The sequence below is a fragment of the Zestomonas insulae genome (assembly GCF_016901015.1).
Lineage (GTDB): Bacteria > Pseudomonadota > Gammaproteobacteria > Pseudomonadales > Pseudomonadaceae > Aquipseudomonas > Aquipseudomonas insulae.
In genome coordinates this window covers 618,442-638,673 of sequence record NZ_JAFEUP010000001.1, presented here as the reverse complement: position 1 = coordinate 638,673, position 20,232 = coordinate 618,442, and the positions used below count along the sequence as shown (strand labels likewise).

Sequence of the window (20,232 nt, the reverse complement as noted above, 5' to 3'; positions counted from 1 at the left end):
ATGAGTTCGCTCCTACCTCGTCCGGTCAGCCGACGCCTTGGCTCAACGGAAACAGCAGATCGATGAAGCGCTCGGCGGTCGGCTGCGGGTCGTGGTTGGCCAGCCCGGCGCGTTCGTTGGCTTCGATGAACACGTACTCCGGCTGGTCGGCGGCCGGCACCAGCAGGTCGACGCCGACCACCGGGATGTCCAGCGCCCGCGCGGCGCGGATCGCCGCCTCGGCCAGGCTCGGGTGGAGGATCGCGGTGACGTCCTCGAGGCTGCCGCCGGTGTGCAGGTTGGCGGTACGCCGCACGGCCAGGCGCTCGCCGTTGGCCAGCACCTTGTCGTAGTCGTAACCGGCGGCGCGCAGCGTGCGCTGGGTTTCGGCGTCCAGCGGGATGCGGCTCTCGCCGCCGGTGGCGGCCTGACGACGGCGGCTCAGCGCCTCGATCAGCGCGCCGACGCTGTGACGACCATCGCCGACCACTTCGGGCGGGCGGCGGATCGCCGCGGCGACCACCTCGAAGCCGATCACCACGATGCGCAGGTCGGCGCCGTCGTGGCAGCTTTCCAGCAGCACCCGGCTGTCGAAGTGGCTGGCCCGCTCGATGGCGGTCTCCAGTTCCTCCTCGGTGCGCAGGTCGACGGCCACGCCCTGGCCCTGTTCGCCGTTCACCGGCTTGACCACCAGGCGGCGGTGCTGGGCGAGGAAGTCGGCGTTGGCCGCCGCGCTGCCGGCCAGCTGCTGCGCCGGCAGCGCGATGCCGACGCGCGACAGGGTGCGGTGGGTCAGCTGCTTGTCCTGGCAGAGGGTCATGCTCACCGCGCTGGTCAGGTCGCTCAGCGACTCGCGGCAGCGCAGCCGGCGGCCGCCGTGGCTGAGGGTGAACAGGCCACCCTCGGCGTCGTCGATCTGCACCTCGATGCCGCGCCGGCGTGCCTCGTCGATGATGATCCGCGCGTAGGGGTTGAGCTCGGCCTCCGGGCCGGGGCCGAGGAACAGCGCCTCGTTGATCATGTTCTTGCGCTTGACCGCGAAGGTCGGCAGCTCGCGGAAGCCGAGCTTGGCGTACAGCGCCTTGGCGTGGCGGTTGTCGTGCATCACCGAGAGGTCGAGGTAGGCCAGGCCGCGGCCGATGAAGTGCTCGACCAGGTGGCGCACCAGCACTTCGCCGACCCCCGGGCGCGTGCAGTTCGGGTCGACCGCCAGGCACCACAGGCTGCTGCCGGCTTCCGGGTCGTTGAACGCCTTGCGGTGGTCGAGGCCCATCACGCTGCCGATCACCGCGCCGCTGTCCTCGTCCTCGGCCAGCCAGTACACCGGGCCGCCCTCGTGGCGCGGGGTGAGGCGCTCGGGTTTGATCGGCAGCATGCCGCGGCTCTGGTACAGGCCGTTGATCGCCCGCCAGTCGCTGTCGTGGTGCGCGCGGCGGATGCGGAAACCGCGGAAGGTGCGGGTCGCCTGGCGGTAGTCGCTGAACCACAGGCGCAGGGTGTCCGAGGGGTCGAGGAACAGCTGCTGCGGGGCGTAGGACAGCACCTTCTGCGGCGCGGCGACGTACAGGGCGATATCCCGCTCGCCGGCCTGCTCGTTGAGCAGTTCGCCGGCCAGGCTGCGCGCGTCGGGGAAGGTGTGGCCGATCAGCAGGCGCCCCCAGCCGCAGTGCAGGGCCAGCGGCTCGCCGGGCTGCTGGGTGCCGTCCTCGGCGAAGCGCGCCTGCAGGCGGGCGTAGGACGGCGTCTGGCCGCGCAGCAGGCGTTGGTTGATTGGCGGGTGGGCGCGCATCACGAGATTCCTTGTTCGCTGAGCCACAGGTTGAGGGCGGCGAGCTGCCACAGCTTGGAGCCGCGCAGCGGAGTGAGTTGGCCATGCGGATCGCTGAGCAGCCGATCGAGCATGCTCGGGTTGAACAGCCCGCGGTCTTGGCTGGGGTCGAGCAGCAGTTCGCGCACCCAGTCCAGCGTGGCGCCCTCCAGGTGCTTGAGGCCGGGCACCGGGAAGTAGCCTTTCGGGCGGTCGATCACCGCATGCGGGATCACCTGGCGGGCGGCGGCTTTGAGCACCTGCTTGCCGCCGTCGGGGAGTTTGAAGCGTGCCGGGATGCGCGCCGAGAGCTCGACCAGCTGGTAGTCGAGGAACGGCGTGCGAGCCTCCAGGCCCCAGGCCATGGTCATGTTGTCGACCCGTTTGACCGGGTCGTCGACCAGCATCACCGTGCTGTCCAGGCGCAGCGCCTTGTCCACCGCGGCGGACGCGCCGGGGCGGGCGAAGTGCTCGCGGACGAACGCCCCAGCGTGGTCGTCGGTCAGCCAGGCCTGCTGCACGCAGGCCGCGTAGTCGGTGTGCTCGCGGTCGAAGAACGCGCTGCGGTAGGCACTGAAGGCGTCGTCGGCGCCGTCCACCAGCGGGTACCAGTGGTAGCCGGCGAACAGTTCGTCGGCGCCCTGGCCGCTCTGCACCACCTTGCAGTGCTTGGCGACTTCGCGCGACAGCAGGTAGAAGGCGATGCAGTCGTGGCTGACCATCGGCTCGCTCATGGCGCGGAACGCTGCCGGCAGCTGGGTGAGGATTTCGCTCTCGGCGATGCGCAGCTGGTGGTGGCGGGTGGCGTAGTGCTCGGCGATCAGGTCGGAGTAGTGGAACTCGTCGCCGCGCTCGCCGCCGGCGTCCTCGAAGCCGATCGAGAAGGTCGACAGGCCTTGCACGCCGACCTCGCGCAGCAGGCCGACCAGCAGGCTTGAGTCCACCCCGCCGGACAGCAGCACGCCGACATCTACGGCGGCGCGCTGACGGATCGCCACCGCCTGGCGCAGGGCGTCGAGGGTCAGGTCGCGCCAGTCGTCCAGGCCGAAGCCGTGCTCGTCGGCGCGTGGGCCGTAGTCAAGCTGCCACCAGGTCTGCTGTTCGCGGCGGCCCTGGGCGTCGATGCGCAGCCAGCTGGCCGGCGGCAGCTTCTCGACGCCGGCGAGCAGGGTGCGTGGCGCCGGCACCACGGCGTGGAAGTTCAGGTAGTGGTTGAGGGCCACCGGGTCGAGGCAGGTGTCGACCCCGCCGCCTTGCAGCAGCGCCGGCAGGCTCGAGGCGAAGCGCAGGCGCTCGGCGGTCTGCGTCAGATACAGCGGCTTGACGCCAAGGCGGTCGCGGGCGAGGAACAGCTGTTGGGTGTCGCGTTCCCAGATGGCGAAGGCGAACATGCCGTTGAGCTTGGGCAGCAGCTCGGTGCCCCAGGCGTGATAGCCCTTGAGCAGCACCTCGGTGTCGCCGTCGGAGTGGAAGCGGTAGCCCAGTGCCTGCAGCTCGCTGCGCAGTTCCGGGTAGTTGTAGATCGCGCCGTTGAAGGCCAGTGCCAGGCCGTGGTCGCTGTCGATCATCGGCTGCGCCGAGGCATCGGACAGCTCCATGATCTTCAGCCGGCGATGCCCCAGGCCGATCGGCCCCTGGCTGTGAAAACCCCAGGCGTCGGGGCCGCGCGGCGCCATGTGGTGGGTGATGCGTTCAAGGGCGGCCAGGTCGGCCGGTTGATGGTCGAAACGTAACTCTCCAGCGATTCCGCACATAAGTCCTTACCGGTTTTGCCGTTGGGGAAAGCTGCCCGACAGGCAGGCAGTAAGTTTCCGACAGGCGATCAACCGGATCGTTTAGACCGATGAGTTATATGCGGCGAGGGTGGGGTGGGCGGCGCCGGTCAGGCGCCGCCGAACAGTTTCTGCGCGGCCAGTGACAGGCTGGTGGCCACCAGCAGCACGGCGAAGATGCGTTGCAGCACCGGGCCGCCGAGGCGGTGCGCCAGCTGGTTGCCGAGCAGCACGCCGAGCCCGCCGCCGAGGGCCAGGCCGCCGAGCAGCAGCGGTGACGGCTGCGCGGCACTCAGATAAAGCAGGAAGCCGCCGCCGGAGACCACCGCGATTACCGCCATCGACGTGGCTGTCGCGGCCAGCATGGACAGCGGGGTGAACCACAGCAGCGCCGGCACCACCAGGAAGCCGCCGCCCACGCCCATCAGCCCGGACAACAGGCCGACGCCGAGGCCGATGCCAACCAGCGGCAGGCTGCGCAACGGGCCCTGGCCGCCGCGCGGCAACGCGGCGCTGCGCCACATGCGCCAGGCCGACCAGAGCACCAGCAGGCAGAAACCGATGATCAGCAGCGCCTCGGGGACAAAGTGGCCGAGCCACTGCCCACAGGCGTTGCCCGGCAGGCCGCTGACGCTGAGCAGCAGCACCGAACGCCAGTGCACCTGGCCCTGACGGGCGCGCGGCACGGCGCCGATCAGTGCGGTGAGAGCGACCGCGGCGAGGCTGACGCCAATCGCGTCGCGCAGCGGCAGGTGCAGGCTGAGCAGCAGCGGCAGGGCGACCAGCGAACCGCCGGCGCCAGTCAGGCCGAGCAGCACGCCGAGCAGGGCGCCAATCGCCAGGGCTTCGACAATCAGTGGCGGCATCAGCGTGGCCGCCGCGGGGGTACAGCGTGGAATCGGGGCATGGAAACTCGCAGGTAAACGGTGCGCACCGTATGGCGGTCGCGCTGTCGTGGGCGACAGCCTGCCGGGGTCGCCGGCGCAGATCAATGCTTGCGGCGCGACTCTGCGACTGCGCTGGCGCCATTCAACTGCAGTGGTGGCCGGGCGTGCTGATCTCGATCAATGGCGCGTCACTCGGCGCGCGAGCGTTCGCCGCGAATCAGCCGGCGCAGCAGGAAGCGGTTCGGGTGGCAGGCTTCGGCGACTTCGCGTGGCAGCGGCAGCGGTTCGTCGTTGAGCCAGGCGGCGAGCAATTCGCCGGACAGCGGTGCGGTGATCAGCCCGCGCGAGCCGTGGCCGCTGTTGACGTACAGGCCGTCGAGCCAGGGGCAGGGGGTATCCGGGGTTTGCCGCGCATCCTTGGCCAGCGCGGCGTAGCGGTCGGCGAACGCTTCGGCATCGGCCAGCGGGCCGACGATTGGCAGGTAGTCGGGGCTGGTGCAGCGGAACGCGGCGCGCCCGGCCAGCTGTGCGCTGCTGAGCTGCTCGACCTGCAGGCGTGCGGCCAGGTCGGGGGATATTTCGGCGAGCAGGGCGAGGTTGCTCTGGTGCTCGGCGAGGGTCGGGGTCAGGTCGCTGCTGTGGAAGTCGAAGCTGGCGCCGAGGGTGTGTTCGCCGTCGCGCGCCGGGGCGACATAGCCCTCGGCGCAGACCACCGTGCGCAGCGCGGCGCTGGCGCTGGTCTTCGGCAGACGGGTGATCTGCCCGCGAATGCGCTTGAGCGGCAGCGCCGCCGCGGCGGCGAAGCGCTGCACCTCGGCGGCGCCGGCCAGCACCACCACCGGGGCGCTGGCGAGCAGCTGCGCGCCGTTCCAGGCCTGCCAGTCGGCGCCGTCACGGCGCAGCTCCAGCGCATCGCGATGGGTCAGCAGGCGGATGTTCGGGTGGTCGGCGAGGGCGCGGCACAGCGCCGGCGGGTGCACCCAGCCGGCGTCCGGATAGAACAGCCCGCCGCTGGGCAGGGCGACTCCGGCCTGGAGCTCGGCCTCGGCCTGCTCAAGCGGCTGCAGCAAGTCGGCGGGGAAGGCCGCGGCCAGCTTCGCCTGGCGCGCCTGCTCCTGGGCGTCGAAGGCCAATTGCAGCACGCCGCAGGCGTCCCAGGCGTCGCCGCGCGGCAGCGCTTCGAGCAGCCGACGGGTGTGGCCGAAGCCGCTGACGATCAACCGCGACAGCGCCGTGCCGTGCGCCGACAGCTTGAGGTAGAGCACGCCCTGCGGGTTGCCGGAGGCTTCTTGGGCCAGCTCGGCGTGGCGCTCCAGCAGGCTCACCTGCCAGCCGCGCGCCGCCAGGCTGGCCGCCGTGGCGCAGCCGGCCAGGCCGGCGCCGATCACCAGCGCGTGGCGCGGCGTAGCAGGGCGCAACGGGCGGGCGAACCAGGGCTTGCCTGGTGCCGGCGCGGCACCCTGGAACCAGCCGCGCGCCACTTCCCATTTCTTGCCGAGGCCGGGCATGCGTTTGATCTTGAAGCCGGCAGCGATCAAGCCACGCCGGACGAAGCCGGCGCTGGTGAAGGTGCCTAGCGTGGCGCCCGGAGCCGACAGCCGCGCCACTTCGGCGTACAGCGCGTCGTTCCACATCTGTGGATTCTTCGCCGGGGCGAAGCCGTCGAGAAACCAGGCATCGACCTGCGCGTCGAGCTGCGGCAGGCATTCAAGCGCTTCACCTATCAGCAGCGTCAGCACCACCCGGCCGCCGGCCAGGATCAGGCGCTGGAAGCCCGGATGGATGGCCCGGTACTGCGCCAGCAGCGGCTCGGAATAGGCGGCGAACTCCGGCCACAGGGCCAGGGCGCGCTGCAGATCGGCGTGGGTCAGCGGGTATTTCTCGACGCTGACGAAGTGCAGTTGCGCGCCCGGCGGCGCCACCTGGTCGAACAGCTGCCAGGCGCAGAGGAAGTTCAGGCCGGTGCCGAAGCCGGTTTCACCGATCACCAGGCGGCCGTCCGCCGGCAGCGCGGCGAAACGCGCCGGCAGGTCGTTGTTGGCGAGGAACACGTAACGGGTTTCGGCGAGGCCGTCGAGGCTGGAGAAGTACACGTCGTCGAACGCCGGCGAGTGCGGCAGGCCCTGGTCGTCCCAGGTGATCTGGGCGTGGCTGAAATTCTCGGACATGGTCGCTCTGACGGTTCTCGCGGGCGTGGGTGGCGCATTCTAGCCGATCCGCCGCACGCAGCCGGACGGCTTATCCGCTAGGCTGATCGGGTCCAGTCAGGGAGTGTCATATGTTCGAATCCGCAGAAATCGGTCATGCCATCGACAAGGAAACCTACGAGGCGGCGGTCGTCGCGCTGCGCGAGGCGTTGCTCGAGGCGCAGCTGGAGCTCAAGCAGCAGGCGCGCTTCCCGGTGCTGTTGCTGATCAACGGCATCGAGGGCGCCGGCAAGGGCGAGACGGTCAAGCTGCTCAACGAGTGGCTCGACCCGCGCCTGGTGCAGGTCGAGAGCTTCCTGCTGCCGACCGACGAGGAGCTGGCGCGGCCGCCGCAGTGGCGCTACTGGCGCAAGCTGCCGCCGAAGGGGCGGATCGGCATCCTGTTCGGCAACTGGTACAGCCAGATGCTGCTCGGCCGGGTCAACGGCCAGCTCAAGGACAGCGAGCTGGAGCAGGTCATCGAGGAGTCGGTACGCACCGAGCGAATGTTCAGCGACGAGGGCGCGTTGATCCTCAAGTTCTGGTTCCACCTGTCCAAGAAGCAGCTGAAGAAACGCCAGAAGGAATTGGAGGACGATCCGCGTCACAAGTGGCAGGTCAGCGTGCTGGATTGGAAGCAGGCCAAGGTCTACGACAAGATCGTCGACGCCGCCGAGCTGATCCTGCGCCGCACCAACCGCGACTTCGCGCCCTGGTACGTGATCGAGGGCGTCGATGCCTATTACCGCAGCCTGAGCGTCGGGCGCATCCTCCTGGAAAGCCTGCAGGCGGCGCTGAAGAGCAAGCGCGCCCGTGAGCCGAGTCCGCATGCGGCGCCGCTGGTGTCCAGCCTGGACAATCGCGGCCTGCTCGACAGCCTCGACCTGAGCCTCAGCCTGAGCAAGGACGACTACCAGCGGCAGCTGGCCAGCGAACAGGCGCGGCTGGCCAAGCTGATCGCCGACAAGCGCTTCCGCCGCCATGCGCTGGTCGCGGTGTTCGAGGGCAACGATGCGGCCGGCAAGGGCGGTGCGATCCGCCGTGTCACCGGGGCGCTCGATCCACGTCAGTACCACATTGTGCCGATCGCCGCGCCGACTGAAGAAGAGCGCGCGCAGCCCTACCTGTGGCGTTTCTGGCGACATGTGCCGGGCAAGCGGCAGTTCACCATCTTCGACCGTTCCTGGTACGGCCGGGTGCTGGTCGAGCGGGTCGAGGGCTTCTGCTCCGAGGCTGACTGGCTGCGCGCCTATGGCGAGATCAACGACTTCGAGGAGCAGCTGCGCGACTACGGCGTGGTGGTGGTGAAGTTCTGGCTGTCGATTGACCAGGAGACCCAGATGGCACGCTTCTCCGAGCGCGAGCAGATCGCCTTCAAGCGCTACAAAATCACCGAGGAAGACTGGCGCAACCGCGAAAAATGGGACCAGTACGTCGACGCCGTGGGCGACATGGTCGACCGTACCAGCACCGCGATCGCGCCGTGGACGCTGGTCGAGGCGAACGACAAGCGCTATGCGCGGGTCAAGGTGCTGCGCACCATCAACGACGCCCTGGAAGCGGCGTTCGAGCGCGGCTGAGCGCCCCTCGGATGGCTGCGCATATGCGTTATGAATGATCGTCGCAGGAATTCCGGCGTCGCGCTTATGATCGCCGTCGGTTTCCATTCATTGGCTCAAGAAGACAACAACGAGGTGTGCCATGCGTGAAGTGGTGATAGTCGACAGCGTGCGGACTGGCCTGGCCAAGTCCTTCCGTGGCAAGTTCAACATGACCCGTCCTGACGACATGGCGGCACACTGCGTCAACGCGCTGCTGGCGCGCACCGGCATCGATCCGGCGCTGGTCGACGACTGCGTGGTTGGCGCCGGCTCCAACGAGGGCGCCCAGGGCCACAACATTGGCCGCAACGTCGCGGTGCTGTCTGGTCTGGGCATCGGCGTGGCCGGCATGACCCTCAACCGCTACTGCTCCTCGGGCCTGCAGGCCATCGCCATCGCCGCCAACCAGGTGGCTTCCGGCTGCAGCGACATCATCGTCGCCGGCGGCGTGGAGTCGATCACCCTGACCGCGAAGAGCCAGAACCGCGACAACTTCGTCAACCCGCGCCTGCAACTCGAACACCCCGGCATCTACTACCCGATGGGCCAGACCGCCGAGATTGTCGCCCGTCGCTACAACGTGACCCGCGAGCAGCAGGACCTGTACGCCCTGCAGAGCCAGCAGCGCACCGCGCAGGCCCAGGCCGCCGGGCTGTTCAACGACGAAATCGTGCCGATGAACGTCAAGTATCAGGTTGAAGACAAGGCCACCGGCGAGAAGTCGATCCTCGACGGCGTGGTCGACCGTGACGATTGCAACCGTCCGGACACCACCATCGAAAGCCTCAATTCGCTGAAGCCGGTGTTCGCCGAAGACGGTTCGGTCACCGCCGGCAACGCCTCGCAGCTGTCCGACGGCGCCTCGATGACCCTGGTGATGAGTCTGGAGAAAGCCCTGGAACTGGGCCTCAAGCCCAAGGCGTTCTTCCGCGGCTTCACCGTCGCCGGCTGCGAGCCGGACGAAATGGGCATCGGCCCGGTGTTCTCGGTGCCGAAACTGCTCAAGGCCAAGGGTCTGCAGATCGCCGACATCGACCTGTGGGAGCTCAACGAAGCCTTCGCCTCGCAGTGCCTGTATGCCCGCGATCGCCTGGGCATCGACAACGCGAAGTACAACGTCAACGGCGGCTCGATCTCCATCGGCCACCCGTTCGGCATGACCGGCTCGCGCCAGGTCGGCCACATCGTCCGCGAACTGCAGCGCCGCAACCTGCGCTACGGCATCGTGACCATGTGTGTCGGCGGCGGCATGGGCGCCACCGGCCTGTTCGAGGCGGTGCGCTGAGTTAGCGCCGGCCACAAAAAACCGCGCCTCGGCGCGGTTTTTTTATGCCTGCGGGAGCGGCTCAGAAGCTGCGGCTTTCGATCAGCCCGGCGGCCTGCTGATAGCGCTGGATGTAGCGCTGAATCTCGCGCTCGACGTCGCCGCGATTGAAGTACGGGCCTTCCAGGGTGCCCTCGCGGGTGGCGAAGAAGAACTGGCCGTTGATCGAGCTGACGCGATCGCTGCGGTAATGCGTGGCGGCATTGAGGTCTGCTTCGCGTTGCCCGTACATGAGCGTTACTCCCGTGGAATGCTGCAAATCACTCTTGTTTGGAGTCTAACCGGGGTTGGCCGATTTGCCGGGTCTGGCGACAAGTGGCTGATTTTTAGTGGCTTATTGGTATCGAAAAACGCCGGTTTACGCCGATTTTCTGACGCGACCCGTACAGTTGCCTGCAACAGTACCGGCAACTGTCCCTGTGTCGATCTCCGGCAGCCGCCTAGAATGCGGCTTTACCGGATTTCCGGACCCGCCTGCTTCGAGACTGCCATGCACATTTCCTCCGGCCGTTGGCTTTACGGCTTCCTGCTCGCCCTGGTCACCGCCGTGCTCTGGGGCATCCTGCCGATCAAACTCAAGGAAGTGCTGCAGGTGATGGACCCGGTCACCGTCACCTGGTATCGCCTGCTCGTCGCCGGTTCGATCCTGCTCGGCTACCTCGCCGCGACGCGGCGCCTGCCGAGTTTCGCCGCGCTGGGTCGTAACGGCCGACGCCTGCTGGTGCTGGCGATCGCCGGGCTGACCGGCAACTACGTGCTCTATCTGTTCGGCCTCGAGCTGCTCAGCCCGGGCACCACGCAGCTGGTGATCCAGCTCGCCCCGGTGCTGTTTCTGATCAGCAGCCTGTTCATCTTTCGTGAGTCGTTCAGCGTCGGCCAGGCGATCGGTCTGCTGGTGATGCTGCTGGGCTTCGGCTTGTTCTTCAATCAGCGCCTGGATGAGCTGCTGTCGTCGCTGACCGCCTACACCACCGGGGTGCTGGTGGTGCTCGCAGCGGCGTTCGTCTGGACCTTCTACGGCCTGGCGCAGAAGCAGCTGCTGACGGTGTGGAACTCGGTGCAGGTGATGATGGTGATCTACCTGGCCTGCGCCGCCTTGCTGACGCCCTGGGCGCATCCGCAACAGGTGCTGGAGCTCAGTCCGCTGCAGGGCTGGCTGCTGCTGGCCTGCTGCCTGAACACCCTGGTCGCCTACGGCGCCTTCGCCGAGGCGCTGGCGCATTGGGAAGCGTCGCGGGTCAGTGCGACGCTGGCGATTACCCCGCTGGTGACCTTCGCCTCGGTGGCGCTGGCCGCCAGCCTGTGGCCGGAGCATGTGCAGCCGGAACTGATCAACACGCTGGCGTACATCGGGGCGGTGCTGGTGGTGCTCGGCTCGGCGTTCACCGCCATGGGCCCGTCGCTGCTCGCCGGGCTGCGCGCGCGGCGTGCAGCGACCGCCGGCTAGGCGCGACTGCCGAGCGCCTCGGCCTTGCGCAGCCAGTTCTGCCGCTGGGTTTCCGAGGAGGTGCGCACCGGCGAGAAGCTGGTCAGGCGCTGGGTCTTGATCCCGCAGGAGCCCAGCACCACGCGGACCATCTGCCGGTGCGCCGGCGCGCCGTACAGCCAGCGGAAGTACCAGCGCGGGGTGTCCAGGGTCACCAGCAGGTCGGCGGTGCGGCCGCTCAGCAGTTTCTCCCAGTGCGGCGAGCGCCCGCGGTACTTGAAGGCGAAACCGGGCATGAATACCCGGTCGAAGAAGCCCTGCAGCAGCGCCGGCAGGCCGCCCCACCAGACCGGGTAGACGATTACCAGATGCTCGGCCCAGTGGATCTGCCGCTGCGCTTCGAGCAAGTCGGCTTCAAGGTTCTGGTTGTGGTCGTAGCCACCGCGCAGCACCGGGTCGAAGTGCAGCTCGCCGAGCTTCAGCTGGCGCACCACGTGGCCTTCGCGCCGCGCGCCCAGCGCGTAGGCTTCGCCCAGCGCATGACAGAGCCCCTCGGCCTTGGGCGTGCCGAAGATCATCAGAATACGTTTGCCGTCGCCTTCCAGCGGCGTGGCGCCATGCTTCGCGGCTTCAGCCATGTTGACCGCTCTCCAGCATGTTCTCCGGGCGCACCCAGGCATCGAATTGCGCATCGTCGAGGTAGCCCAGCGCCAGCGCCGCGGCGCGCAGGGTGATGCCCTCGGTGTAGGCCTTCTTGGCGATCTCGGCGGCCTTGTCGTAGCCAATGTGCGGGTTCAGCGCGGTGACCAGCATCAGCCCGCGCTCGAGGTGCTCGGCCATCTGCCGGGCATCGGGCTCCAGGCCGGCGATGCAGTGCTGCTGGAAGTTGCGGCAGCCGTCGCCGAGCAGGCGGATCGACTGCAGCAGGTTGTGCACGATCACCGGCTTGAACACGTTGAGCTGCAGGTGGCCCTGGCTCGCCGCAAAGCCGATGCAGGCGTCGTTGCCCATCACCTGGCAGGCGATCATCGACAGCGCCTCGCACTGGGTCGGGTTGACCTTGCCGGGCATGATCGAGCTGCCCGGCTCGTTGGCCGGCAGCCTGACCTCGGCGAAGCCGGCGCGCGGCCCGGAGCCGAGCAGGCGCAGGTCGTTGGCGATCTTCATCAGCGCCACGGCGAGGGTCTTCAGCGCGCCGGCGAGGGTCACCAGCGGCTCGTGGCCGGCGAGGGCGGCGAACTTGTTCGGCGCGCTGACCAGCGGCAGGCCGGACAGCGCGGCCAGCTCGCCGGCCATGGCTTCGGCGAAACCGTGCGGGGCGTTGAGCCCGGTGCCCACCGCGGTGCCGCCCTGGGCCAGCTCGCTGACCGCGGGGAGGGCGGCGCGCAGGGCGCGCTCGGCGTAGTTGAGCTGGGCGACGAACGCCGACAGCTCCTGGCCGAAGGTCACCGGCGTGGCATCCATCATGTGCGTGCGGCCGGTCTTCACCAGCTGCGAGTGGCGCGCCGCCTGCTCGGCGAGGCCGCCGGACAGCTCGGCGATGGCCGGCAGCAGGTGGTGCTGCACCGCCTGCACGGCGGCGATGTGCATGGCGGTGGGGAAGCAGTCGTTGGAACTCTGCGAGCGATTGACGTGGTCGTTGGGGTGTACCGGGCTCTTGCCGCCGCGGCCCTTGCCGGCCAGCTCGTTGGCGCGCCCGGCGATCACCTCGTTGACGTTCATGTTGCTCTGCGTGCCGCTGCCGGTCTGCCAGACCATCAGCGGGAACTGTGCGTCATGCTCGCCGGCCAGTACCTCGTCGGCGGCCTGTTCGATCAGCCGGGCGACGTCCGCCGGCAGGTCACCGTTGCGGTTGTTGACCCGCGCGGCGGCTTTCTTGATCAGCGCCAGGGCGTGCAGCACGGCGAGCGGCATGCGCTCCTGGCCGATGGCGAAGTTGATCAGGGATCGTTGCGTCTGGGCGCCCCAGTACACGTCTTCGGCAACCTCGACGGGGCCGATGCTGTCGGTTTCGATGCGGCTCATGCTGATTCTCCGGATAGTCTTCCGGCAGTTTAGGCCGCCTGTTCCGCCGCGGGTTCCGGAGTGACGGAATTACCAGCGCGCGTCGGTGTGGCCGAGCCAGCCGAGCGCCCGATTGACCGGCACACGCTCGTCGTCCGGGCCACGCAACACGCCGTCGAAATGCCCGAACCACTGGCCGGTCGAGGCATGGAACGGCCCAAAGCTCGGGCGCGCCAGGTGGTGTTGGCGCGGGGTGAACTCCAGGTCGACGCGGCCGTCGTCGGTGCTCAGCTGCCAGGGTGCCAGCGGGCCGTGCGGCGCCTGCTCCAGGCGTATGGCGCTTTCCAGGTGCATCAGGTTGCCGCCGAACCACAGGGCGTTTTCCGAGAGGCCGCTGGCATCCGTCCAGCCCGAACCGAAGTTGCCGGCCACGCCACCCGGGGCGGCGAAGGCGGCACGCGTCCAGTTGCTGTGGAATGGCCAGATGCCGCGGCCGAAGTCCAGCGAGGCGAAGCTCTGCCCGGCCTCGCAGGTGTACTGCCGGTTGCCCAGCTGTACGCTGCCGGCGGTGGGCAGGCCGAGATGCCGCGAGGTGGCGTGAAAGCCCTTACCCTCGAACGGCACCACCAGGTTGACCGAGTCGAGGTGCGCCGGGCGCTGAATATCCAGCGCCACGTTCAGCGCCTGGCCACCGATATCCGGCGCCTGCACGATCAGGCGCAGGCGCCCGGGTTGCGCATCGGCGCGCAGTTGCAGGCGCGGATGGCAGAACGCATGGCTGGCCAGCGGTGTATCGGGCAGCTCGCAGCCACGGCCGAGGGCGCGCAATTGGGTGTGGGCGACCGCCTCACCGCTGCTCATGTCGAGGAAGTAGGCGGCGCCGTAGCTCAGGTAGTCGAGGTCGGCGACGGTCAGCGACAGCATCCAGCCCGGTGTGGTGATGCACCAGTGGTTCCAGCGCTTGCGCCGACCGAAGTGGCCGGGCAGGGCGCATTGCACGCGAGGGCGCGGCGACCAGCCGATCGCTTCGCGCAGCAGGTCGCCGTTGGCGTCACAAAGAGGCAGCAAGGGAGTAGCCGTGGGCGGGGTGAGAATACTGTTCATCGAGCACGTCCATGTGTGCGGTTTGCAGCCGGCGTTCATGCAACTTGACCATCATTGCGCGGTCGACTCATACGGGCGGCTAGCGCGATTGCACCAAAGCATGCCGCCCCGACCAAAGGATGGGCAAGTAATGGCCATTTGACAACGTAGGATTTTCAGGCGCCAAGCGCCTGGCGCCTGGCCTCCCGAGCGCACCGCTTGAGCGACACCCGGCGACGGCGCAGAATGGCTTCCCGCAAGACTTGTCCGCCATCCGCTTCTCCAATCACTAGGGAAATTACATGACTCCGATCCGCGCGTTCTGCACCGCCGTTCTTCTCGTCGGCTTGAGTGGCCAGGTTCTGGCGGACGCGGCCAGCCACGCCGCCAACGCCGAGCGCTTCCTCAAGCTGGCCCACGCCGACAAGCTGACCGTGCCGGTGTACGCCCAAGTGCAACAGATGTTCGCCCAGCGCTTCGCCCAGACCAAAGCGCCGGAAGCCAAGAAGCCGCTGCTCGAGAGCTACCAGGCCAAGGCCAACGCCGCCCTGGACAATGCGGTGGGCTGGGACAAGATCAAGCCGGACATGGTCAAGCTGTACACCGGCGCGTTCACCGAACAGGAGCTGAAGGACCTGCTGGCCTTCTACGACTCGCCGTTGGGCAAGAAGATGCTGGAGAAGATGCCGGGCCTGACCCAGCAGTCCGCCCAGCTGACCCAGTCCAAGCTGGAAGCCGCCGTACCGCAGGTCAACAAGCTGCTGTCCGACATGACCGCCGAGCTGGAGCCAAAAGCGGCACCGGCGAAGAAGAAGTAAGCGGAGTCCTGCATGTCCATGCGTGAACGTATCCAGACTGCGCTGGCCGCGCTCGAGCCCCAGCACCTCGAGGTGCAGGACGAGAGCCACATGCACAGCCGTGGCCTGGAAACCCACTTCAAGGCGGTGGTGGTCAGCCCGGTGTTTGCCGGGCTGAACGCGGTCAAGCGCCACCAGAAGGTCTACGCCAGCCTCGGCGAGCTGATGGGCCAGTTCCATGCCCTGGCGCTGCACACCTACACCCCAGAGGAATGGGCGGTGCAGGGGCAGGCGCCTGACTCGCCGACCTGTCGCGGCGGCAGCCAGCACGACCACTAGCCGTTTTGCCCGTGCGGCTCCCTGGGGTAGAATCCGCCAACGCCGGCTCGCAGCCGGCGTTGTCGTTTAACCGGTCCGCCCTTTGCGAGGGTGACCACTGGAAGGAAGTACCCGCATGACTCCGAACATAGTCGTGGCGGCGCTGTATAAGTTCGTCTCTCTGCCGGACTACCTCGCGCTGCGCGAACCCCTGCTGCAAACCCTGCTCGACCACGATATCAAGGGCACCCTGCTGCTCGCCGAAGAAGGCATCAACGGCACCGTTTCCGGCACCCGCGCGGGGATCGACGCGCTGCTGGCCTGGTTCAAGCTCGACGCACGCTTCGCTGATATCGACCACAAAGAATCCTATTGCGACGAGCAGCCGTTCTATCGCACCAAGGTCAAGCTGAAGAAGGAAATCGTCACCCTCGGCGTGCCGGGCGTCGATCCCAACCAGCAGGTCGGCACCTACATCGAGCCGCAGGACTGGAACGCGCTGATCAGCGATCCGGAAGTACTGCTGATCGATACTCGCAACGACTACGAAGTGGCGATCGGCACCTTCGACGGCGCCATCGACCCGCGCACCAAGTCGTTCCGCGAGTTCCCCGAGTACATCAAGGCCCACTTCGACCCGAGCAAGCACAAGAAAGTGGCGATGTTCTGCACCGGTGGCATCCGTTGCGAGAAGGCTTCCAGCTACATGCTCGGTCAGGGCTTCGAAGAGGTCTATCACCTCAAGGGCGGCATCCTCAAATACCTCGAGGAAGTGCCGCAGGCCGAGACCAAGTGGCGTGGTGACTGCTTCGTGTTCGACAACCGGGTCACCGTGCGCCACGACCTCAGCGAAGGCGACTACGACCAGTGCCACGCCTGCCGCAACCCGATCTCCATCGAGGACCGTCAGTCCGAGCACTACGCGGCTGGGATCAGTTGCCCGCACTGCTGGGATACCCTGTCGGAGAAGACCCGGACCAGCGCGCGCGAGCGCCAGCGGCAGATCGAGATCGCCAAGGCGCGTAACCTGCCGCACCCGATCGGGTACAACTACAAGGCTCTCGAAAGCTAAGGACTGAAGCGTGCGCGAAGCCCGTCTGCTGTATGTGATGGACCCCATGTGCTCCTGGTGCTGGGGCTTCGCCCCGGTGGTCGAGGCGCTCGCCGCGCAGGCAGCGGCGGCCGGCGTCGGCATCCAGCTGATCGCGGGCGGCTTGCGCACCGGCGGCGGCGCGGCGCTGGACCCGACCACCCGGCGCTACATTCTCGAACACTGGCACGAGGTGCTGCGCACCACCGGCCAGCCGTTCCGCTTCGAGGGCGCGCTGCCCGACGGCTTCGTCTACGACACCGAGCCGGCCTGCCGCGCGCTGGTCGCCGCGCGCAGCCTGGATGCGCAAAGCGTCTGGCCGCTGGTCAAACAGATCCAGCAGGCCTTCTACATCGAAGGTCGCGACGTCGGCCAACCCGGTGTGCTGGCGGAACTGGCGGAAGCGGCCGGATTGCCGCGCATGGTGTTCGTCGAGGCCTTCGACAGCGCCGAGCAGCGCGCGGCGACGGTCGCCGACTTCAGCTGGGTGCAGGACCTTGGCATCGCCGGCTTCCCCACGCTGCTGGCCGAGCGCGACGGGCAACTGGCCCTGCTCACCAACGGTTATCAGCCGCTGGACCAACTGGCGCCGTTGCTGGCGCGCTGGCTGGAGCGCGGCACCCATGTCTGATCGTCTGAGTTGGGCGGAAATCCGCCGTCTGGCCCTGCGCCACAAGCAGGCGCTGATCCTCGCCAACCTGGTCGCGGTGCTGGCCACCCTGTGCAGCGTGCCGATTCCCTTGTTGCTGCCCTTGCTGGTCGACGAAGTGCTGCTCAAGCAGGGCGACGCCGCGCTCAAGGTCATGGACCATTTCCTGCCCACCGCATGGCAGGGTGCGTTCGGCTACATCGGCCTGATGGTCGCGTTGACCCTGCTGCTGCGCAGCATGGCGCTGGTCTTCAACGTGCTGCAGGCGCGGCTGTTCGCGCGCCTGTCGAAGGACATCGTCTACCGCATCCGCATTCGCCTGATCGAGCGGCTCAAGCGCATCTCGCTCGGCGAGTACGAAAGCCTTGGCAGCGGCACGGTGACCACCCACCTGGTCACCGATCTGGACACCCTCGACAAGTTCGTCGGCGAAACCCTCAGTCGTTTCCTCGTCGCCGTACTGACCCTCACCGGCACCGCCGCCATCCTGATGTGGATGCACTGGCAGCTGGCGCTGCTGATCCTGCTGTTCAATCCGCTGGTGATCTACGCCACGGTGCAGCTGGGCAAGCGCGTCAAACACCTGAAGAAGCTGGAGAACGACAGCACCTCGCGCTTCACCCAGGCGCTCACCGAGACCCTCGAAGCAATCCAGGAAGTGCGCGCCGGCAACCGTCAGGGCTTCTTCCTCGGCCGCCTGGGCCTGCGCGCCCGTGAAGTGCGCGACTTCTCCGTCGCCTCGATGTGGAAGAGCGACGCCGCCGGGCGCGCCAGCGGCCTGCTGTTCCAGTTCGGCATCGACGTGTTTCGCGCCGCGGCGATGCTCACCGTGCTGCTCTCCGACCTGTCGATCGGGCAAATGCTCGCGGTGTTCAGTTACCTCTGGTACATGATCGGCCCGGTCGAGCAGCTGCTCAGCCTGCAGTACGCCTTCTACGCCGCGGGCGGCGCGCTGTTCCGCATCAACGAGCTGCTGGCCCGCGCCGACGAGCCGCAGCACGAGGGGCGCGTCGATCCGTTCAAGGGTCGCGAGACGGTTGGCGTCGAAGTGCGCGGGCTGACCTTCGCCTACCGCGACGAGCCAGTGCTGGCTGACCTGAACCTGTCCATCGCGCCCGGCGAGAAAGTCGCCATCGTCGGCGCCAGCGGCGGCGGCAAGAGCACTCTGGTGCAGCTGCTGCTCGGCCTGTACACGGCGCAGGCCGGTAACATCCGCTTCGGCGGCAGCAGCTTGGAGGAGATCGGCCTGGAACGGGTGCGCGACAACGTCGCGGTGGTGCTGCAGCATCCGGCACTGTTCAACGACAGCGTGCGCGCCAACCTGACCCTCGGCCGCGAGCGCGACGACGAGGCCTGCTGGCGGGCGCTGGAAATCGCCCAGTTGGCCGAGACCATTCGTGGCCTGCCGCAAGGCCTGGACAGCGTGGTCGGACGCTCCGGCGTGCGCCTCTCCGGTGGTCAGCGCCAGCGCCTGGCGATCGCCCGCATGGTCCTCGCCGAACCCAAGGTGGTGATCCTCGACGAAGCCACCTCGGCCCTCGATGCGGCCACCGAATATGCCCTGCACCAGGCGCTCGGGCGCTTCCTCAATGGCCGCACCACGCTGATCATCGCCCACCGCCTGAGTGCGGTGAAGCAGGCCGATCGCGTGCTGGTGTTCGATGGCGGGCACATCGCCGAGGATGGCGACCACCAACAGCTGATCGCCGACGGCGGCCTGTACGCCAAGTTGTACGGTCACCTGCAGCACTGATCCAGGCATAAAAAAACCGCCTCACTGAGGCGGCTTTTTTCGGCGACAACTAAGCCGTTACAGCGCCGGCCCGATCTGGCCGTCCTGCCAGCGCGTCTCGCTGTCGTTGAGCGATTGCGCGATGGTCTTCAGCTCGGTGGACGGCAGCTCGCCCGGCAGCGGGTCGAGGCCGACGCTGGCGAACAGCTGACCATAGCTGTTGCGCAGCTCGGCATAGGCCAGGTCGCGGCGCAGGTCGGCCTGCAGCGCGTTGAGTTCGCCCTGAATCAGGTCCAGTTCACCGATGCCCTGGGCCTCGCGGCGGTTGCGCAGCTGGCCGGCGATCTGGTTGTCGAGATCGGCCAGCTCCTGGCTGGTGGCGAACTGGCGCTTGGCTTCGTTGTAGTTGGCGTTGGCCACGTACAGCTGGGCCAGCACGGCCATCGACATGGCCTGGCGGCGCGCCGCAGCGACCTGCTCGCCGGCCTTGGCGACGTCGATCGCCGCCGGTGCGGAGAGCACGTTGAACAGGTTCCAGGTGACCTTCACGCCGTAGTCCGCCCAGCTCTGGTTGACCAGGAAGCTGTTGCTGTCGTAGTGCCCGCCGGCGGAGAACTCCAGGCCGGGGAGCAGGCGCAGCATGGCTTTGCGCGTCTCGGCGGCGCTGATGCGCGACTGGTAGTCCTGCTCGCGCAGTTCCGGGCGACTGGCCAGCGCCTGCTGTTCCATCTGGCTCATTTCGACCTTCAGCTCGGGCACCGCGTAGTCGCTCGGCGTGGCCAGGCTGAATTGCGTGCCGATCGGCAGATTGATCAGGGTGGCCAGCTCGGTCTTGGCCAGCGACAGGGCGCGGCGCTGCTCCTCCAGCTGGCGGCTGGCCTCGATCAGCGCGCGCTGATAGCCGAGCGCCTGCACCGGGTCGCCGATGCGCTGCTGGCTCATCTGCTGGCTGTCGCCACGCGCACGATCGACGCGCGCCATCAGGCCGTCGATCTGGCCGAGCAGGCGTTCGGCGGCGACGGCGCGCCAGTAGGCCGAGCGCACGTCCTGGATGATGGTCTGCACCACCTTGCGGCGGCGTTCCTGGATAATCAGGCGCTGATCGCCCTGCTGCTTGGCGCTGATGTAGCTGACGCCGAAGTCGAGCACGTTCCACACCATGGTCAGGTCGGCGACACCGCGGTCGCGATCCTGCGAGGTGGACGGTTCCAGAGACTGGGTGCCGGTCTCGACGCTCTGGCTGCTCGAGGCGCTGACGTTGTTGCGCCCGGCGTAGCCGGCTTCCAGGGCCATGCGCGGCAGCATGTCGAAGGTGGCGAGGTCGACCTGACGCTTGGCCAGTGCCTCCTCCATGACCTTGAGGCGCGCCTCGAGGTTGTACTTCACCGCGCGGGCCATGGCTTCGTGGAGGGTCAGCGGGCCGCTGAGCGGCTCCTGATCCTTGAACATCAACTGCAGGTCGTCACGCGCGCGTTGTTCGCTGGCGCTGCGCTCGATCGGCTGGCTGGTCACCGCGCAGCCGCTGATCGCCAGCGCGAGCAGGCTCACGCCGAGCAAAGTCGTCTTCTTGTTCATCC

At 67.9% G+C, this 20,232-nt stretch carries 17 protein-coding genes; 8 read left to right on the top strand and 9 right to left on the bottom strand.

The annotated features are described in order from the left end of the window. Nucleotides 1-25: 25 nt before the first annotated feature. The 4 genes from ngg to mnmC form a co-directional block, all read right to left on the bottom strand. Nucleotides 26-1,768, bottom strand: a complete 1,743-nt coding sequence (ngg, locus tag JQX08_RS03055) for an N-acetylglutaminylglutamine synthetase (protein WP_204914627.1) — start codon at nucleotides 1,766-1,768, stop codon at nucleotides 26-28. After that, complete coding sequence (locus JQX08_RS03050; protein WP_204914626.1) at nucleotides 1,768-3,540, bottom strand: N-acetylglutaminylglutamine amidotransferase; 1,773 nt, start codon at nucleotides 3,538-3,540, stop codon at nucleotides 1,768-1,770. Before JQX08_RS03050 ends, ngg begins: the two co-directional genes overlap by 1 nt. A 128-nt stretch (nucleotides 3,541-3,668) precedes the next feature. Beyond that, nucleotides 3,669-4,424, bottom strand: a complete 756-nt coding sequence (locus tag JQX08_RS03045; protein ID WP_204914625.1) for a sulfite exporter TauE/SafE family protein — start codon at nucleotides 4,422-4,424, stop codon at nucleotides 3,669-3,671. Between the two features lie 209 nt (nucleotides 4,425-4,633). Beyond that, nucleotides 4,634-6,613, bottom strand: a complete 1,980-nt coding sequence (mnmC, locus tag JQX08_RS03040; protein ID WP_204914624.1) for a bifunctional tRNA (5-methylaminomethyl-2-thiouridine)(34)-methyltransferase MnmC2/FAD-dependent 5-carboxymethylaminomethyl-2-thiouridine(34) oxidoreductase MnmC1 — start codon at nucleotides 6,611-6,613, stop codon at nucleotides 4,634-4,636. Between the two features lie 110 nt (nucleotides 6,614-6,723). Here mnmC and pap point away from each other — a divergent pair, with 110 nt between their 5' ends. Continuing rightward, nucleotides 6,724-8,211, top strand: coding sequence for a polyphosphate:AMP phosphotransferase (gene pap / locus JQX08_RS03035; RefSeq protein ID WP_204914623.1), 1,488 nt, complete (start codon nucleotides 6,724-6,726; stop codon nucleotides 8,209-8,211). 121 nt (nucleotides 8,212-8,332) lie between these two features. Further along, nucleotides 8,333-9,517, top strand: coding sequence for a thiolase family protein (locus tag JQX08_RS03030; RefSeq protein WP_204914622.1), 1,185 nt, complete (start codon nucleotides 8,333-8,335; stop codon nucleotides 9,515-9,517). A gap of 61 nt (nucleotides 9,518-9,578) precedes the next feature. On the opposite strand, the gene JQX08_RS03025 is transcribed toward JQX08_RS03030, so the two are convergent. Next, complete coding sequence (locus tag JQX08_RS03025; RefSeq protein ID WP_204914621.1) at nucleotides 9,579-9,788, bottom strand: DUF6316 family protein; 210 nt, start codon at nucleotides 9,786-9,788, stop codon at nucleotides 9,579-9,581. A gap of 258 nt (nucleotides 9,789-10,046) precedes the next feature. Between JQX08_RS03025 and JQX08_RS03020 the strand changes: the two genes are divergently transcribed. Next, a complete protein-coding gene (locus JQX08_RS03020) occupies nucleotides 10,047-11,003 on the top strand; it encodes a DMT family transporter (protein ID WP_204914620.1) in 957 nt (318 codons plus the stop codon). Here the strand turns inward: JQX08_RS03020 and JQX08_RS03015 are convergent. From JQX08_RS03015 to JQX08_RS03005, 3 genes are all read right to left on the bottom strand, one after another. Further along, nucleotides 11,000-11,620, bottom strand: coding sequence for an NAD(P)H-dependent oxidoreductase (locus JQX08_RS03015; protein WP_204914618.1), 621 nt, complete (start codon nucleotides 11,618-11,620; stop codon nucleotides 11,000-11,002). The genes JQX08_RS03020 and JQX08_RS03015 overlap by 4 nt on opposite strands. Beyond that, a complete protein-coding gene (locus JQX08_RS03010) occupies nucleotides 11,613-13,007 on the bottom strand; it encodes a class II fumarate hydratase (protein ID WP_204914617.1) in 1,395 nt (464 codons plus the stop codon). The genes JQX08_RS03015 and JQX08_RS03010 overlap by 8 nt, the downstream gene beginning before the upstream one ends. A gap of 69 nt (nucleotides 13,008-13,076) precedes the next feature. Further along, nucleotides 13,077-14,090: a DUF2804 domain-containing protein gene (locus JQX08_RS03005; protein WP_204914616.1), complete on the bottom strand. Its 1,014-nt coding sequence runs from the start codon at nucleotides 14,088-14,090 to the stop codon at nucleotides 13,077-13,079. Nucleotides 14,091-14,371: 281 nt separating this feature from the next. Here JQX08_RS03005 and JQX08_RS03000 point away from each other — a divergent pair, with 281 nt between their 5' ends. The 5 genes from JQX08_RS03000 (at nucleotide 14,372) to JQX08_RS02980 (ending at nucleotide 18,676) form a co-directional block, all read left to right on the top strand. Then, nucleotides 14,372-14,887: a DUF2059 domain-containing protein gene (locus JQX08_RS03000; RefSeq protein WP_204914615.1), complete on the top strand. Its 516-nt coding sequence runs from the start codon at nucleotides 14,372-14,374 to the stop codon at nucleotides 14,885-14,887. 12 nt (nucleotides 14,888-14,899) lie between these two features. Beyond that, the gene (locus JQX08_RS02995) at nucleotides 14,900-15,205 is read left to right on the top strand and encodes a BolA family protein (RefSeq protein WP_204914614.1); all 306 of its coding nucleotides are present in this window, start codon (nucleotides 14,900-14,902) and stop codon (nucleotides 15,203-15,205) included. 115 nt (nucleotides 15,206-15,320) lie between these two features. Beyond that, nucleotides 15,321-16,256, top strand: a complete 936-nt coding sequence (gene trhO / locus JQX08_RS02990; RefSeq protein ID WP_204914613.1) for an oxygen-dependent tRNA uridine(34) hydroxylase TrhO — start codon at nucleotides 15,321-15,323, stop codon at nucleotides 16,254-16,256. A gap of 10 nt (nucleotides 16,257-16,266) precedes the next feature. After that, entirely contained in the window at nucleotides 16,267-16,905 is a 639-nt protein-coding gene (locus JQX08_RS02985) for a DsbA family protein (protein WP_430472493.1), read from the top strand. Then, nucleotides 16,898-18,676 (top strand): ABC transporter ATP-binding protein, encoded by a 1,779-nt coding sequence (locus JQX08_RS02980; protein WP_204914612.1) that lies wholly within the window; start codon nucleotides 16,898-16,900, stop codon nucleotides 18,674-18,676. Before JQX08_RS02985 ends, JQX08_RS02980 begins: the two co-directional genes overlap by 8 nt. Before the next feature lie 57 nt (nucleotides 18,677-18,733). Here JQX08_RS02980 and JQX08_RS02975 read toward each other — a convergent pair whose 3' ends face one another. Further along, nucleotides 18,734-20,230: a TolC family protein gene (locus tag JQX08_RS02975; protein ID WP_204914611.1), complete on the bottom strand. Its 1,497-nt coding sequence runs from the start codon at nucleotides 20,228-20,230 to the stop codon at nucleotides 18,734-18,736. Nucleotides 20,231-20,232 lie beyond the last annotated feature (2 nt).

Bases quoted from the DNA above. Each gene is read 5' to 3' on its own strand.
- trhO (WP_204914613.1), top strand. From the start codon at position 15,321: ATGACTCCGAACATAGTCGTGGCGGCGCTGTATAAGTTCGTCTCTCTG.
- JQX08_RS03015 (WP_204914618.1), bottom strand. From the start codon at position 11,620: ATGGCTGAAGCCGCGAAGCATGGCGCCACGCCGCTGGAAGGCGACGGC.
- JQX08_RS03050 (WP_204914626.1), bottom strand. From the start codon at position 3,540: ATGTGCGGAATCGCTGGAGAGTTACGTTTCGACCATCAACCGGCCGAC.
- JQX08_RS03010 (WP_204914617.1), bottom strand. From the start codon at position 13,007: ATGAGCCGCATCGAAACCGACAGCATCGGCCCCGTCGAGGTTGCCGAA.
- JQX08_RS03020 (WP_204914620.1), top strand. From the start codon at position 10,047: ATGCACATTTCCTCCGGCCGTTGGCTTTACGGCTTCCTGCTCGCCCTG.
- ngg (WP_204914627.1), bottom strand. From the start codon at position 1,768: ATGCGCGCCCACCCGCCAATCAACCAACGCCTGCTGCGCGGCCAGACG.
- JQX08_RS02980 (WP_204914612.1), top strand. From the start codon at position 16,898: ATGTCTGATCGTCTGAGTTGGGCGGAAATCCGCCGTCTGGCCCTGCGC.
- JQX08_RS02975 (WP_204914611.1), bottom strand. From the start codon at position 20,230: ATGAACAAGAAGACGACTTTGCTCGGCGTGAGCCTGCTCGCGCTGGCG.
- pap (WP_204914623.1), top strand. From the start codon at position 6,724: ATGTTCGAATCCGCAGAAATCGGTCATGCCATCGACAAGGAAACCTAC.
- JQX08_RS03045 (WP_204914625.1), bottom strand. From the start codon at position 4,424: ATGCCGCCACTGATTGTCGAAGCCCTGGCGATTGGCGCCCTGCTCGGC.
- JQX08_RS02995 (WP_204914614.1), top strand. From the start codon at position 14,900: ATGTCCATGCGTGAACGTATCCAGACTGCGCTGGCCGCGCTCGAGCCC.
- JQX08_RS03005 (WP_204914616.1), bottom strand. From the start codon at position 14,090: ATGAACAGTATTCTCACCCCGCCCACGGCTACTCCCTTGCTGCCTCTT.
- JQX08_RS03030 (WP_204914622.1), top strand. From the start codon at position 8,333: ATGCGTGAAGTGGTGATAGTCGACAGCGTGCGGACTGGCCTGGCCAAG.
- JQX08_RS03000 (WP_204914615.1), top strand. From the start codon at position 14,372: ATGACTCCGATCCGCGCGTTCTGCACCGCCGTTCTTCTCGTCGGCTTG.
- mnmC (WP_204914624.1), bottom strand. From the start codon at position 6,613: ATGTCCGAGAATTTCAGCCACGCCCAGATCACCTGGGACGACCAGGGC.
- JQX08_RS03025 (WP_204914621.1), bottom strand. From the start codon at position 9,788: ATGTACGGGCAACGCGAAGCAGACCTCAATGCCGCCACGCATTACCGC.